At 43.1% G+C, this 14,475-nt stretch carries 15 protein-coding genes; 2 read left to right on the top strand and 13 right to left on the bottom strand.

Annotation, left to right across the window (positions count from 1 at the left end; genetic code table 11):
- Positions 1–5: 5 nt before the first annotated feature.
- From BDE27_RS06650 to BDE27_RS06590, 13 genes are all read right to left on the bottom strand, one after another.
- Positions 6–293 (bottom strand): DUF2523 family protein, encoded by a 288-nt coding sequence (locus BDE27_RS06650; RefSeq protein ID WP_099132437.1) that lies wholly within the window; start codon positions 291–293, stop codon positions 6–8.
- A 12-nt stretch (positions 294–305) separates the two neighbouring features.
- The gene (locus tag BDE27_RS19880) at positions 306–2,153 is read right to left on the bottom strand and encodes a hypothetical protein (RefSeq protein WP_244208714.1); all 1,848 of its coding nucleotides are present in this window, start codon (positions 2,151–2,153) and stop codon (positions 306–308) included.
- 93 nt (positions 2,154–2,246) lie between these two features.
- The gene (locus BDE27_RS06640) at positions 2,247–2,489 is read right to left on the bottom strand and encodes a hypothetical protein (protein ID WP_074024096.1); all 243 of its coding nucleotides are present in this window, start codon (positions 2,487–2,489) and stop codon (positions 2,247–2,249) included.
- A gap of 244 nt (positions 2,490–2,733) precedes the next feature.
- Positions 2,734–3,063, bottom strand: a complete 330-nt coding sequence (locus BDE27_RS06635) for a hypothetical protein (RefSeq protein ID WP_074024093.1) — start codon at positions 3,061–3,063, stop codon at positions 2,734–2,736.
- Positions 3,051–4,181, bottom strand: a complete 1,131-nt coding sequence (locus tag BDE27_RS06630) for a replication initiation factor domain-containing protein (protein WP_099132436.1) — start codon at positions 4,179–4,181, stop codon at positions 3,051–3,053. The genes BDE27_RS06635 and BDE27_RS06630 overlap by 13 nt, the downstream gene beginning before the upstream one ends.
- Positions 4,178–4,369 (bottom strand): hypothetical protein, encoded by a 192-nt coding sequence (locus tag BDE27_RS06625; protein WP_074023571.1) that lies wholly within the window; start codon positions 4,367–4,369, stop codon positions 4,178–4,180. The genes BDE27_RS06630 and BDE27_RS06625 overlap by 4 nt, the downstream gene beginning before the upstream one ends.
- A 307-nt stretch (positions 4,370–4,676) precedes the next feature.
- The gene (locus tag BDE27_RS06620) at positions 4,677–6,194 is read right to left on the bottom strand and encodes an NAD(P)/FAD-dependent oxidoreductase (RefSeq protein WP_099132435.1); all 1,518 of its coding nucleotides are present in this window, start codon (positions 6,192–6,194) and stop codon (positions 4,677–4,679) included.
- A gap of 72 nt (positions 6,195–6,266) precedes the next feature.
- Positions 6,267–6,608: a DUF805 domain-containing protein gene (locus tag BDE27_RS06615; protein WP_099132434.1), complete on the bottom strand. Its 342-nt coding sequence runs from the start codon at positions 6,606–6,608 to the stop codon at positions 6,267–6,269.
- A 53-nt stretch (positions 6,609–6,661) separates the two neighbouring features.
- On the bottom strand, positions 6,662–7,948 hold the full coding sequence (locus BDE27_RS06610) for a 4-aminobutyrate--2-oxoglutarate transaminase (RefSeq protein WP_099132433.1): 1,287 nt from the start codon (positions 7,946–7,948) through the stop codon (positions 6,662–6,664).
- Between the two features lie 36 nt (positions 7,949–7,984).
- The gene (locus BDE27_RS06605) at positions 7,985–8,728 is read right to left on the bottom strand and encodes a cache domain-containing protein (protein ID WP_099132432.1); all 744 of its coding nucleotides are present in this window, start codon (positions 8,726–8,728) and stop codon (positions 7,985–7,987) included.
- Positions 8,729–8,761: 33 nt separating this feature from the next.
- A complete protein-coding gene (locus tag BDE27_RS06600; protein ID WP_099132431.1) occupies positions 8,762–9,517 on the bottom strand; it encodes a FadR/GntR family transcriptional regulator in 756 nt (251 codons plus the stop codon).
- A gap of 53 nt (positions 9,518–9,570) precedes the next feature.
- The gene (locus tag BDE27_RS06595; protein ID WP_099132430.1) at positions 9,571–10,344 is read right to left on the bottom strand and encodes a nuclear transport factor 2 family protein; all 774 of its coding nucleotides are present in this window, start codon (positions 10,342–10,344) and stop codon (positions 9,571–9,573) included.
- 16 nt (positions 10,345–10,360) lie between these two features.
- Positions 10,361–11,791: a gamma-aminobutyraldehyde dehydrogenase gene (locus tag BDE27_RS06590; RefSeq protein ID WP_099132429.1), complete on the bottom strand. Its 1,431-nt coding sequence runs from the start codon at positions 11,789–11,791 to the stop codon at positions 10,361–10,363.
- Between the two features lie 822 nt (positions 11,792–12,613).
- Here BDE27_RS06590 and BDE27_RS06585 point away from each other — a divergent pair.
- The gene (locus BDE27_RS06585) at positions 12,614–13,327 is read left to right on the top strand and encodes a phosphatidylserine decarboxylase (protein WP_167450560.1); all 714 of its coding nucleotides are present in this window, start codon (positions 12,614–12,616) and stop codon (positions 13,325–13,327) included.
- Between the two features lie 33 nt (positions 13,328–13,360).
- Positions 13,361–14,287, top strand: a complete 927-nt coding sequence (locus tag BDE27_RS06580) for a dimethylarginine dimethylaminohydrolase family protein (protein ID WP_099132427.1) — start codon at positions 13,361–13,363, stop codon at positions 14,285–14,287.
- Positions 14,288–14,475: the final 188 nt, after the last annotated feature.

Genomic DNA, 14,475 nt, shown 5'->3' with positions numbered 1-14,475 from the left:
CGTAATTACCCTATAAACGGAAGCCGACGAATAATAAAACGGGTAAACCACGCATCAATTAACAAATTAATGCCCAGCACCCCCTGAAACAGATTGATAAAGTACCAAGCCGAATCCGGCAGTAAATCAAATAACGCCTGAAGATTCGAACTTTTAGGTAACAATTCCACAATGACAGACATGAATTCCTGCACAATAAAATACAGGGAAAAAAAGACGACAAACTTCAAAATCGCCGCACGAAGCACAAAGCCAAGGACTGTATTCAACGCAGAAAGCAAAAAACCATACATAGAAAACTCCCTTTAAGCATCTAGGACGATACGAAGAGCCATAAAAGCCCAGACTAAAGACGTTATCAGTTCGATCAGCTTCCGATTCCGCTCTATCAGATCACAATGACTGTCAATCACCAAATCAAAATCAAATCCCATCAGAGAAAAAGGCGTATTTACCGTAGGACAAGAAGCATCCTTACCCGATATCTTGAAATCAGAAATAAAAGACATGCCATCTATAATAGGCTGAGCTATTTCTTTGCCCGTCGGCGGTTTTTCCAAGTCCGGTGCTTTAATTTGAGGATCTATCCCTAAATCAACTTTAACATCAATATTACCTCCTCCTCCATTACCGCCCCCGTTATTATTAATTGTCGTATCATGAGAGGATGAATCAATTTCAATATTCTGAATCGGTGAAAAAAAATCTGATGTAGCAATTTTATCATGACCCAATTCTCTTAACGAATCATCGACCTCAGATGAAGTAACATAATCCCCATCACTGACAATTATTCCTTCATAACCACTCTGAGCTGCCGCATCATGCAGCAAATCATTAATTAAATTGGCAACAATGGAATTATCAATAGTTTTATTGTTCAAAAAATGAGGCAATTCATTAGCCGATACTACCCTAACAGAAGATGATTTTAATTTTTCATTAAAATAATTTCCGTCATAACTCCGATTTAAATGAACATGAACTGACAAGCTTGTTCTTTCCGATCGGAATAAATAATCAGATTCTGACGGCGGTATACAAATATAATCACCCCAAATAGGATTACCCTGCGCATCTTGTCTTATCCTGTCGCAAGGTTCAAAATTACTTTTTATTTCCTTTCTATTGATAATAACAGGAACATTGGCTCTAAAATAATTATACGCATTCGGTAAATACAAAGAATCCTCTGAATTTCTTGAATTAAAATCACGAATAACATTAAAATCTAAAACATCAATAGACTCAGATGAAGTAATATAGTCGAAAGTATCATTATCACCACTGACGCTATTAACATAAAATTTAGAATCCTGACGCATTTCGAAATTCTTCACAACCCCAGTAAGAATTAAATCTTTCACAGAACTTAATTTGTCATCTTTAATGTAAAAATAATCACCACTTAAACTTTGAATATCCGATGAATAAGTTGCCAATTTATTATTAAAAAAGTTGGATTGAGTAACAGAAGAAGGAACAGGAAAATATTCAGTACCTTTCCCATCAAGAAGAATACCTTTAACCAGAGGAGTATCAGATGAAAATGAATCCCAATCAGGTTCAAAATTTACGGAATCATTACCATAAAGAATAACCGGAGAATTCGGCGACGGCTGAAAATCAACAATCCGAGTTCGCCCCCCTACCTCAACTTTATACTTACCGTTCCCCAACGAAGTACCGCTTGTCGCTACCTGAAAATCACCAGAATTAAAAGAATCAACCAACTCCGAGACCGTTATCACTCCACTTGCCACACTCAATCCCGCCCAAGTCGCTTGCCCCGCTTTGCGCAAAGATGAATTAACCGGAACAGTTGCCGCCCTTGATGCTGCTGAACGTGACATGGCCCTGGCGGTTGCTGCCGCTTTTTCTGCTGCTTCTTTTCTGATAGTTGCCTGTATCGCCGCTTCGGTTAACGGATATTCTTTCCCCGCCTGCTTTGCCGCTGCTTTAGCGGTAGCCTGTCTCGCTGCCGCTTGCGTTGCTGCCCGTTTTGCCGTGGTTTGTGCAATAACGCGAACCAATAAACCCGCTGCCAAAGCAGGATTAGCCACAATAGGTTTAGGCCAACTGATAAACAGAAATGCAAAACAAAAAGAATAAACTATTAGCCTTTGAATCCCTGAATGACAGCCCATGCGCATAATAGCCCCCAAATAAATACAACCAGCGTTAATAAGTCAGCATTCATAAATAAAAAAGGGGTTTTCACCCCTTACCTAATAAAATGATTTTAATTAAGCGCCTTTAACCGTTCTCAAGACCCACCTGATCCCCGCAAAACCCGCATACAAAGTAATAATAGATCCCGCAACTGCCATTAATGCAACAAGTACACCCGAAAAACTAATATTATTAGTCAGCGCAGTTAAATCCACATCCCCCGCTTTGCTAACTGCATCATCCGCAAAAGCAAAGACAGAAGAAACAGTCAAAGTTGCACCTAACGCTACTTTTTTACAAAAAGATTTTATAGACATCCTTGAATTTCCTTTATTAAGCATGTTTTACCATGCGAATTATTTGACCCAAACCAAAAGAAAAAAGATATAACATCATTACTGAACTAAATGCCAACCCCCAGACTTTACCCAAATAAGGATAATCGTAAGAAATTGGAATTTGATTAGATATGTCCAATAATATTTTTTGACAATTATTAGACACATCACAAATAGAACCTGTTAAAGAGGACATTTCTAGCCCTTATTAAATAGAATGCTCCTATAGCTTTATTAAGTGTTTAACTGTTTCCATCGGAACATAAGAAACATTCCACTGATTAAATTCAAGGCGAGGTGGATTATCACCAAATGGCTTACCTGGATATAAACTAGAACCGGAAATAAGATATTTACCCTCTGGTAACGGATTTGGCTCTGACAATGTGATAACTGTCTCTGACATTGAACGTGGCCCCATATGCGCAATAACACGCTGAGTATAATAGGGAGTAATTTCGCCCGTGTTCTTATTAGTTCGTGTCTTTTGTTCAACTTTCACATCAGTCGATGTGACTTCAATGTAAAATGGAATTTTTTCTAAAACGGACATGTTGATACTCCTAATTTTTCATTAACAAGTGTTTGGTATATTGGGGGCAAATCTAATTTCAGGTTTAAATCAGAAATATGTTCATCTCGGACAATCATTGACAGAACAGCCTGAGTGTCCCCTTCAAAGAAATGAATAACTTTTGCAATAGTGGAAGAGGCTTGTTTTCTCAACCAGCTTACCTTAGCTTCAATAGCATCAATAGCCTTACGACCATCACGAACTGGAATAGGTGCAGGTTTAGTCGGATTAATAGAAGCAGCATAAGGGCATAATCCCGTATATGTCCCTTGAATATCTAACAGTACTTCAGTTGGAATTCCTTTTAACTCTGCCTCTGAACGATACCAAGTACCTGATACCTTTTGTTGGGCTGCCTTATTATAAATTCTCCAATAAACACGCGACTGACGGGAGCCAACCTCAAAAATTTCTTTTTTAATACTGCCATTACCATGATATTTAATATCATACCCGTGAGCAGGTCTTGGCCCTCTTCCACCGTAGAAAGCATCATCTTCAAAGGCTGTTTGTGCATTCAGAGAGGTGAAAACCCCATCATAATCATCAGTAGATAAATCTAACCTTTTCAGCTCAATAATATCTAAATGGTTTAACCACTTATAAATTCTTTCTGGAGTTGTGCCACTCATAACATGTGCACAACCTGCTCCATCAATCTGTATATAGAAAGTGCCGTTATTCCCTCCCCAGTAAAGTGTACCGAAGTATTCACGCCCACCATTCTCCGAATATAAAACGGCTGAATCTTCATAGAAGTGTCCGACTTTACCGCGAGCGGGTCCAACAGATAATCCAAAGACAGCATTAATAAACCGTCTTAGCCGAGAGTGAAGACAAGCTAATAGTTCTTGGTTATAAATTTCGGCGTTATGGTTGATGCTCTCAATCGATGAAGAGAAAACAACAGATGAATCAGGTAAAGGATCATAATCAACGTTTGATGCAGATCTATATTTATGGTTTTTATAAGATGGCAAAGGCTGGTATTTGCGCCATTCATGACCTTTTTCCTGAAAAGTATGAACGTCTTTCATGCAAGACAATGGCGCAGAAAATGCAAGGTAATCAATAAAAACAGACCTATCAGTCATCATTTTGAAGACTCCTGATAGCCAGTAGAAATCCCTGATGTAACAGTGGTGGAAACAAGAACAATCTGATCGCCATAAAGCGCGATACAATAATGAATTAATTCATCAAAAGATGGGAAAAAGTCCAATTCATCAGCAATAAAAGCATTGATGCCAAAACCTGCGATGTAATCGAAATAGATGATCTTCATAGCCCCTCTCTTGTAACCAAGAGAGAGCGAAAGTTAGGGGTTATAACTGTATGATCGGCGTGGGATTCGCATAATCCACGTTATGTGTAAATTGCTGGGCTGCTCTGCGATTTTAGCAGCCCGCAATTCAACATAACGTTGATACATTATGCGAATCATTGATGCTTTTAAAAAATACTGAGATTTTATGGCGATGCTGAAGCTCCTCTCTTGTAACCAAGAGAGGAATAATTTAATCGGCGTGGGAGCGATTGTATAGAGCACATAGCATGTGATAGTTGCCTCTCTGCTAATGGAAACCAACCACTCAGAACGAAACCATATCTGCCGGATTAAGCGTGCTCATTACTCCCAGAGCGCCTTTAATCAATGGGATAGCCACCGGAGAGAGATAGGAGCCTAACGGAATCCTCGTGTGATCAATGCAGGTAAGCATAGCAAAGTCGTGATTGCGTCCGATGAGATCGTCGCTGATGGCTTTGCCAATGCGTACCGTCTGCGCCACTCCATGTCCGCTCCAACCATGCACCATATACACAGGGATGCTGTCACCGCTTTTGCGGGCATCGGTGGCACCGTTCAGTGTCAAATCGCTGATCCCACCCCAGGAGTATTCCAGTTCAGGTTTTTCCAGATGCGGGAATACGGTTCTGATACGATCAAGCAAGTAGTTGTTCACATCACGCGGTGACCAGGAGTTGCCAGTGCCCTGTCCACCGAATAGCAGACGGTTGTCACGCACCGCGCGATAATAGTCTATCTGTAACTGTGTATCGTAGACCGGAAGATCTGACGGAATAAGCTCTTTGATATCCACCGGCAACGGCGAGGTTACTGCTACATAGGTGAAAAAAGGCACTGTAGTAGAAGGGCCGGAAATAAACTCATCGGTGGAGCCATGTACCCCCAGTACCACAGCTTTACTCGCTCTGATAACTCCCCGCTCAGTTTCTATGACCGTGCTGCTGGCATCCTGTCTAATGCCTTTCACTTTTGTACTGTCATAGACTCGTCCACCCAATCTGACAAAGCCATAAACTAAGCCTCGCAGCAGCGCCAGAGGCTGAACCTGTCCGCCGATGCTGTCGATATTGGCACCATGATAGATACTCGAACACACATACTCTTCCTGTAATTCGTGTGGCCCAATAACCTTCACTGCCCTATCTCCCAGTTGGCGCCGGGCATCAACATTAGCAACCAATGGCCCCATATGACCTGGATGTATTGCTGCAGTAATATGACCATATTTGCGGTCACATTCAAAGCCGTAACGCTCGCGGAGCTCATCTACAAGAGCCATCGCTTCAATCGATGCAAAACGCCATAAACGTTTGGCCTCATCAGGTGAAAATTTTTCCAGTATGGTTTCAGCTTCCCAACGGGCAATTCCGGGGGTCATCTGTCCCCCATTACGGCCAGAGGCTCCCGAACCAATGTTATCCTTTTCAACCAGAATCACATCCACGCCAGCTTCAGCAAGATGCAGTGCAGTGGAAGCTCCCAGCAACCCGCCGCCAATAACTACTACCTCACAGCTTTGGTCTCTGGAAAAGCTTCCAAAAGCTGGCCAATCGACCAAGGAGGCCTCATAGTAGTTGGCGGGCATGGCGTTGGTAGTCATGTCTCTATGCCAGTTCCAGATGCGCGGATCCAAGCCCAACCGGCTGGTTCTGTACTGTGCATCCTGCAACAGAATCGGCTGGAATGGGTTAATATTGATGGCCTGAGCGAGCAGAGATGTAGTGGGAAATATGGATGAAAGTACTCCCGCTCCTGTGAAGGTTGCGGCAGTAGAGATAAAATCTCTTCTGTTCATTGCCATTTCAGCACTCCTTTATGATCGGAAATTATCCGTTAGCCTGGCCTGGGGTATTTTTCCTGTGAGTGAATCCGATTATTTATTGCTGCCCGCCCGTCCTTTCCGAGCGGCGAGAATCAGTAAAATAATAGTGCCGACAAACGGGATAAGATGTAACAGTAGCCACCAGGCGCTACAATTGATATCGTGCAGGCGGCGGGCATTTACCGCCAATGCTGGCAAAAATGTGATCAGTAAATAGATAGCACTAAACCACCCCATATAAATTTCGGGGTTGGCAACAGCAAACAACCTTTCCAGGAAAGAAATGATGAGAACAACAAGGATCTGAAACAGAAAGAAATACCAGAACTCCTTACGCTGAGCCCGCCCCCTGAAATAGGTATAATTCTTTAATACATTTAAATACCAGTGCATTGTTCCCCTCTCTTATGAACCAGCTCAGGTTCCTCCCTGCCGCCACGTGCATATTACTTTCCCTCTTTATAATTCAAATCGAGCAACACAGATTTCAGGATATTGAGTGCCTCGTCAAAAACATCATCCTGTATGGTCAGCGGTGGAAGGAAACGAATTACGTTGCCATGTACACCACACGTCAACAGAATCAAGCCATGCTCTAACGCTTTTTGGCGCACCGCGTTGGTAAAATCGGCATCAGGTTCCTGACTATCCGCACGATTAAACTCCACCGCAATCATTAGCCCAAGTCCACGCACATCAGCGATCTGTGGGACATGCGGTCGCAGTTTATACAGATATTGTTTTAGCCGCTCTCCCAGCTGCGTTGCACGCTCAGCCAGCTTTTCTTCTTCGATCACATCCAGCACCGCATGGCCAGCTGCAATCGCCACTGGGTTACCTCCATAGGTTCCCCCCAACCCCCCTGGCACTACAGCGTCCATCAACTCTGATCGCCCCGTTACAGCCGCCAGCGGAAATCCCCCCGCCAGACCTTTTGCCATTGTGGTCAGATCGGCCGCAACCTCATGATGTTCCATAGCAAACAGTTTTCCTGTACGCGCGAAACCAGTCTGAATTTCATCGGCAATGAGTACAATACCGTAGCGATCGGCAATTTCGCGTAGGGATTTGAGTAGTTCGGGAGGCGCAGGATAAAATCCACCTTCGCCTTGTACTGGCTCGATAATAATGGCAGCAACGCGCGTGGGTTCAATATCGGTTTTGAAGAGATTCTCCAGCGCGTTCAGTGTCTGTTCTACACTGATACCGTGTAGCCCTACCGGAAACGGGACACGGTAAACATCGCTAACCAGCGGGCCAAACCCCATTTTGTACGGTGCCACTTTGCCGGTTAATGACATACCGAGGAAGGTACGACCATGAAAAGCGCCGCTGAAAGCCACTATGCCATTACGTCCGGTAGCGGCACGCGCGATCTTCACGGCATTTTCTACTGCCTCAGCCCCGGTGGTAACAAAAACGGTCTTTTTAACAAAATTACCCGGCACCAGACGGTTCAGTCGTTCGGCTAGCGTTACATAATTTTCGTAAGGCACTACTTGATGACAGGTGTGGGTAAACTGTTCCAACTGCTCTCTGGCTGCGGCAATGACGCGCGGATGACGATGGCCAGTATTTACTACGGCGATACCGGCTGCAAAATCAATATAGCGTTGTCCTTGGGAATCCCAGATTTCAGCATTTTCCGCACGTTCAACATAGATTTGTGTGGTCACGCCTACGCCTTTTGCGATAGCCGCTTTACGCCTTTTAGTTAACATAGATTCAGTCATAAGGAAAAACTCCTGAGTAATCTTAATAAGTGAGCTTCAGCTGACAAACGCCCTGTGTGATGACGGTAGGATCACCAGGCGCAGTGAAGGCGTTTCACCATCGACCGCTCGGTTAACGTCTTGGTTCTTCAATAATGAACCAGAACGTACTCCTGGCACGGTTGAAGTCACGACCCGCGCATCGTCATTAATAATTAATGCTGGCTTACCGATAGCTCCCAGAACCGGCAGAAGTAACCGATCCAGCGTCGAGACCAGAATATCGACTGCCGTGACACCGGCAAACTCCTCACCGATAAGCACCGGATGGGCTATCGTAATCGTGTAGGCGCCATTGCAGACATAATCCACATAGGGGCCGTCGATGACGGGAAGGTGACGACTGGCTGGTTGCCGGAACCACTCAAACAATCGGAAATCCAGACGCCTGCGCTGCTCTTGATTGTGTTCCAGCTGCGCATACTGAATGATATTCCCTTCCTGACGCCACCATTCCAGCGTCCAGTAACCATTCTCCTCCTTAACCGTCTTTGGTAGCGCATAACTGGCAAATCCCGCCCCGTTACACCAAACGTGATTACGCCGTAGTACATCTTGGATATGTTTTTGCAATGCGTCGCGCTGCTCCTGCTCCAAACGAACGCCTTCCGTACGATATAACGGCAGCTCTAATAAAATACGCGCTGTCTTATCCGCTAAAGTTGTAGTGGCCCGCTGCGCCGCGACCAAGATATCGTCCAGGATATCCCTGGCTCGTTCTACGTATATGTTGTTGTACATATGCCCCCCCTTCCAGGGATAAATGCAGCCACATTACTCGCGATCAGATCTCTGTAAGAATGACGCATCAGTATCCATACGCAATTTGCATTCAAGCAGGTGGTCAGTAATTCGGGTAATCATCTTCTGTGCCAGCTGGTAACAGGCGAGGCCATCCCCCTTATACAAAGGGGCTAAGAGTGTATGCCAGGCGGCAGCAACCTCGCTGTGAATACCAGTCTCTCGATACAGAAGCACCATCAAAGGAGCCCATTCAGCCTGTATCTCCAGCTCTTGATTGGCAAGCCTAGCCGACTGTGCCTGGGATGCTAGGGTTAACAAACAGCGCATATCTGTCTGTATACGGACATCCGGCTGCGTCGCGATTGCAAAGCTGTCGATTAGTTGTCCAAGCTTTCTCAGTTCACCCGGCGTTGAACGTTGAGCGGCAAGCCTCGCACTGTGGCCAATCACTGCACAGTGAAACTCGCTGAAATCCGCCAGTTCACCTGAAGCCATCAACCGCAACGGGTGATATTTCCGCATTGTTTCAACGGAAACCCGGCATACAAAACTACCGCCATGACGTCCGCGCCGAGTATCAATCAACTGCCTGGCACGTAGCGTGTTCAGGGCATCACGAACAGTTACCGGAGACACACCCAGCCGCCGCGACAACTCGTTTTCGTTAGGCAACTGCTCATCAGTTTGTAATATCCCGGATATGATCGCGTTACTTAAACGTTCCACAACCTGTTCGGTTCTGGTGGCCTGATCGAGTGGTGCGTAGACGATAGAATATGCCGTCATTCTCTAACTCCTGATTGAAATAACCCAGAATTTCAGCATGTCTGCAAACAACGCTAAAAAATACCGTGGCGGTGTAGCGCTTGCGCATCCTCCGGTACTGGTGTGATAGCATCCCAAAGTTCAGCCACTTTGCCGTTCTCGACACGCCATAGCTCAAAATAACTGTGACGTGCTCCGGCAATACTCCCCTCTGAGTGGGTCAGAACAAACTGCCCGTCGGCTACTGTGTGGTGGATTTTTGCATAATGTAGGCCCCGCCCTTCATCTTTAAGTTGTTTAAGAAATGCAATGACCGCAGCTGTACCATCGGGAATATCGGGGCTGTGCTGGCGAAACTCTTTACCATTGGTGTAATTTCCAAACTCATCATAGTGCCCTTCGATCAGGGACCGTGTGAAAAAATTAACCACCAGTTCGCGATTTTTCTCTCGGTCACGACTATGGCCTGTTTCAGTTGGGCCATCCAACTGAGTTCGGCCACTGGCGTTGGGCGCGGACTGCGGTACTAATCCATCCCAATGTTCCACGATTAAGCCATCGGCAATCCGGTAAAGATCGAAACCGACCAACGGTTGATCGTCTAAACCCGTGAAACGACCGTGGATAGCAACCAAATCACCGTCTTGTAGTACGCGAAATGTTTCATGATGCAGTTCAGGATGTGATTGGACCAGCTCACGCAGTCCGGTAAGTCCGTCTTTGATTAGTGGAGAATGTTCAATGAAATTCGGTGCAAAATAACGCTCAAGTGCCCTCACATCACGGTCAGTAAAGAGCTCATGGTGCGCACGTGATACCAGGTCGCGCAAAGATCTATTTTGATTCATTGTGGGTATCCTTGTATCAATCATTGGAACTCATCACGTGTTTGATACGTGTATATTCATCGAAGCCATAAGCCGACAAATCTTTACCGTATCCAGAATTCTTGAAGCCACCATGTGGTGCTTCTGCCGTAAGAGGAATATGGGTGTTAATCCAGACAGTTCCAAAATCAAGCTCACGAGACAGGCGTAACGCGCGGCCATGGTCGCGGGTCCAGACACTGGAGGCCAATCCGTATTTTACATCGTTAGCTTTCTCGATAGCTTCCTGTTCTGTGAGGAACTTCTGCACTGTGATAACAGGGCCAAAAATCTCAGTCTGAATCGCTTCATCGTATTGCTCCAGACCAGTAATCACCGTAGGTTCAAAATAATATCCCGAACGATTGGCCTGACGGCCTCCTGTTTCGATACGGGCATGGGCGGGCAGACGTGCAATGAACCCTTTGACCTGCTCCAGCTGACGAATATTATTAAGCGGTCCATACAGCGCCTCTTTATCTTCTGGATCGCCAAAACGGGTGGCTTTAGCTGCCGCCACCAATTTAGTGACGAAGATATCGTGAACAGATTCATGCACCAGCACACGTGAAGCCGCCGTGCAGTCCTGACCAGCGTTGAAGTACCCTGCGGTAACGATGGTATCCACTGCTTTGTCAATATCCGCATCAGAAAAAATAACCACCGGCGCTTTGCCACCCAGTTCCAGATGCGCTCTGGTGAGATTAGCCGCCGCCGAAGAGGCAACCTGAAAACCTGCACGTGTGGAACCAGTGATAGAAACCATAGCAGGCGTTTTGTGTGAAACGACCAGGGCACCCGCGCTCGCATTACCCAATACCACGTTGAAGGCGCCAGCAGGGAAAAACGGAGCGGACAGTTCAGCCAGTAACAGAGTACTCTCCGGTGTGGTATCACTTGGTTTAAGTACCACGGTATTTCCTGCTGCCAGAGCAGGTGCTATCTTCCACACTGCCATCATCAACGGATAGTTCCATGGGGTAACCTGCCCCACCACGCCCAGCGGTTCACGCCGGACACTAGTAGTCATATCAGGGAGATATTCAGCTGTAGCCTTGCCTTCCAAAAAACGGGCTGCACCGGCGAAGAAGCGGATATGATCCACAGATGTCGCAACCTCCTCGGAGGCAATCAGGTGCTTAAGCTGCCCTGTATTGCGGCTTTGTAATTCAATCAGACGTTCAGCATTTTTTTCTATCGTATCAGCCAGCGCTAACAGCGCCCGCTGACGTGCCGAGGGTGTTCTACGTCCCCATACTTTAAATGCCTCTTTAGCCGATGCATAAGCATCATCAACATCCGCCGCGGTCGCGTTAGGAGAACGTGCATAAGATTCACCAGTGACCGGGCTCACCAGATCAAAATATTCGGAACCTTTAGTCTCAATATACTGACCATTAATGAAATGCCTTAGCGTTGGTATCAGCATGGTTACTTCCTCTCCTTATGGATTAAATGGATAAAATATAACCTATGATTTAATATATTTAACGGTTGCATTTTAGTCAAATTTGTAGCAAAAATGTAAAAACAGGAGTAAAGTTAGATACATACATGTAACTTTAAGTATTCTCGTCAGGAAAGAATATTCAAATCTGTGAGAAAGATCGAAAATTTCATATTTTATGAGCTGGATAAATAGGAAGTTTATGTAATTTCAATTGACTATAAAATTTAGGATCGTTGCCGTATATTTTTTCGGTATTATTTTAAATTTATGCATATATTTGCGAAACATCTGCATTATTACGCAAATAATTCCTTGGTATAAAAGCAGTAATGAAATTTTTCCTAACTTGTTCTTCTAATTTTGAGGCGTGATTTAAAATACCTCACATTTCTTTTATGTTGACTTTAAAGTTATATCAGTTCATAAAAATCCCCTTACTCTAAGTATTAAAATGGATTAAAAATCGACCTATAAACTTCACTTTCTTCAGTTTTAATGAAATTTTCTGCCATATTTGTGATAAATATCACTGACAGATATATATAATACACTACCTTACTACCCATAATTTATATCATCAATATATTTATATTTAGTTGGCTATATATATCATTCTAGTTAACTTAGGTGAAATGTTGTTTATTGACAAACAAAAAATAAACATACCCATAAAAAAAATAAAATTGAATCATTAATATTAGTCTGTAACATATCTCGCTGTAACTGTTTGTATCATGTTGTTTTTTCTCTGTTTCATGTTCTAGTTGATGAACATTTTTAGAGGTAATAATGAGTAACAAAATGAACGAAGCCATTAAATCGATATTTAATGGACTCCCTGATCTTCCACCTGAAACTTATTTTCAGGAAGGTTTTTTCAGGGATCCAGCGAGAACAATCAATACGGATGATAGATATTTTTTATCTCCTGCTGATGGGTTCGTTATCTATAGCGGAATAATAAACCCAGATGAAGCGATCACCGAAGTAAAAGGAAAAAAATATAGCATTCAGGATATCATAAGAGATAAATATTATGATAAACGTTCGCTTGTCATTGGTATTTTTATGACATGTTATGACGTGCATATTAATAGAGTTCCTTACGATGGCATCCTGAGTTACGCGGAACATGAACCTCTGGAAACCAACAATCTACCAATGATTGATGTAGAGAGTAATATTTTTTATAAAGAGAACATTGAATTAATTTATGACGACTATTTATATCTGAACCAACGAGTCGTCAATAAAGTCTACTCGCCTAGCATTAATCGAGAATACTATATGGTTCAAGTCGGTGATTATGATGTTGATACGATAACACCGTTCCATATACAACAAAATACTCCTGTATATCAGGGTGATAGATTTTCAATGATTCGGTATGGTTCACAAGTCGACTTGGTGATCCCTGTCACTGATGATGATGAATTAACTTCATTGGTAACTGAAAAGGAACATGTCACTGGTGGTATAACTAAGTTAGTTAGAATCAACGATAACTCTCTATAAACAAATAATATAAACTAAAATTGAGGTTTTAAGATGTTAAAGAATTCTTCCAGTATCATTTCTGACCTGAAAATGCCAGTTTTTTTATTAGCTCCTCCATTTTCATTAAATACCAATGTAAGAAATAATATTTGGATGGAGGAACTGGATGAATCCGCCATCAACGTTAACAGCAAAGTGGCTTTAAGACAGTTCTATAAGCTATATAGCTTTATGTCATCACAATCGTTGGTCTATTTACTGCCATCTGATACTCATCAGGAGCTACAAGATCAAGTATATGTTGCTAACTTGGGAATTATTATTGGAGATGAAGATCCAACTGCAATAGTTGCCAATTTTGCATCAGAAATCAGAAGATCAGAAACACCTATTGGGGTAAGTTTCTTTGAATCATTGGGCTATAAAACTGAAGTTGCTCCCTACTATTTTGAAGGTGAAGCGGAGTTAAAACACTTGCATGATAATGTACTGATCGGCGGTTATGGAATAAGAAGTGATATTAAAACTTATGACTGGATGGAAGAAAAATTCGGTCTCAAAATCGTGAAAGTGGAAGAAAGAGATCCTTATCTTTACCATTTGGATTGCAGCATATTCCCACTGGATAAAGAAAATACGCTCGTTTATACCGGCGGATTCAACAGCGATGAGCTGAAAGAACTGGAAAAAGTAACCAACATTATCAGTATCAATAAAGATATTGCGTACAGTGGGATTTGTAACTCTGTCAGAGTCAATCAACATATTCTCTGTTCATCTAATATTAATGACCTGAAAGCAGGTACAGAGGAGTATATCTATGAAATGAACAAAAACCATGAGCTGGAAAAAATTTGCTCTAAATTGGCATTAACGCCAAAACTTTTCAATTTATCTGAATATATGAAGAGCGGCGCCCTGCTTTCCTGCATGGTTATGCATTTAAATAGATATTCTTATAAAATACAGGTAATCTAAAAATTGCGATAAATCATTCAATAATATTGATCACATAATTCCACTCAAAATTATTGAGTTGTTAGTTGCAATATAAATTGTATTTTATTGTCATAGGATAAATGTATTCCAAGGATGGAGTTAGTCGCTTTTTGGTAGGATGGTAAGTTTTAACATGTTGTCTATACTAGTTAGATTGATAACTCAAC

The organism is Xenorhabdus ehlersii, assembly GCF_003610465.1.
Classification (GTDB): Bacteria; Pseudomonadota; Gammaproteobacteria; order Enterobacterales; family Enterobacteriaceae; genus Xenorhabdus; species Xenorhabdus ehlersii.
The sequence above is the reverse complement of the archived record's forward strand: the minus strand, read 5'-3'. Positions and strand labels throughout refer to the sequence as shown.

What these genes read in the sequence shown, in the direction of transcription:
- BDE27_RS06650 (WP_099132437.1), bottom strand. Translation starts at nt 293, where the DNA reads ATGTATGGTTTTTTGCTTTCTGCGTTGAATACAGTCCTTGGCTTTGTG.
- BDE27_RS19880 (WP_244208714.1), bottom strand. Translation starts at nt 2,153, where the DNA reads ATGCGCATGGGCTGTCATTCAGGGATTCAAAGGCTAATAGTTTATTCT.
- BDE27_RS06640 (WP_074024096.1), bottom strand. Translation starts at nt 2,489, where the DNA reads ATGTCTATAAAATCTTTTTGTAAAAAAGTAGCGTTAGGTGCAACTTTG.
- BDE27_RS06635 (WP_074024093.1), bottom strand. Translation starts at nt 3,063, where the DNA reads ATGTCCGTTTTAGAAAAAATTCCATTTTACATTGAAGTCACATCGACT.
- BDE27_RS06630 (WP_099132436.1), bottom strand. Translation starts at nt 4,181, where the DNA reads ATGATGACTGATAGGTCTGTTTTTATTGATTACCTTGCATTTTCTGCG.
- BDE27_RS06625 (WP_074023571.1), bottom strand. Translation starts at nt 4,369, where the DNA reads ATGAAGATCATCTATTTCGATTACATCGCAGGTTTTGGCATCAATGCT.
- BDE27_RS06620 (WP_099132435.1), bottom strand. Translation starts at nt 6,194, where the DNA reads ATGGCAATGAACAGAAGAGATTTTATCTCTACTGCCGCAACCTTCACA.
- BDE27_RS06615 (WP_099132434.1), bottom strand. Translation starts at nt 6,608, where the DNA reads ATGCACTGGTATTTAAATGTATTAAAGAATTATACCTATTTCAGGGGG.
- BDE27_RS06610 (WP_099132433.1), bottom strand. Translation starts at nt 7,948, where the DNA reads ATGACTGAATCTATGTTAACTAAAAGGCGTAAAGCGGCTATCGCAAAA.
- BDE27_RS06605 (WP_099132432.1), bottom strand. Translation starts at nt 8,728, where the DNA reads ATGTACAACAACATATACGTAGAACGAGCCAGGGATATCCTGGACGAT.
- BDE27_RS06600 (WP_099132431.1), bottom strand. Translation starts at nt 9,517, where the DNA reads ATGACGGCATATTCTATCGTCTACGCACCACTCGATCAGGCCACCAGA.
- BDE27_RS06595 (WP_099132430.1), bottom strand. Translation starts at nt 10,344, where the DNA reads ATGAATCAAAATAGATCTTTGCGCGACCTGGTATCACGTGCGCACCAT.
- BDE27_RS06590 (WP_099132429.1), bottom strand. Translation starts at nt 11,791, where the DNA reads ATGCTGATACCAACGCTAAGGCATTTCATTAATGGTCAGTATATTGAG.
- BDE27_RS06585 (WP_167450560.1), top strand. Translation starts at nt 12,614, where the DNA reads ATGAACGAAGCCATTAAATCGATATTTAATGGACTCCCTGATCTTCCA.
- BDE27_RS06580 (WP_099132427.1), top strand. Translation starts at nt 13,361, where the DNA reads ATGTTAAAGAATTCTTCCAGTATCATTTCTGACCTGAAAATGCCAGTT.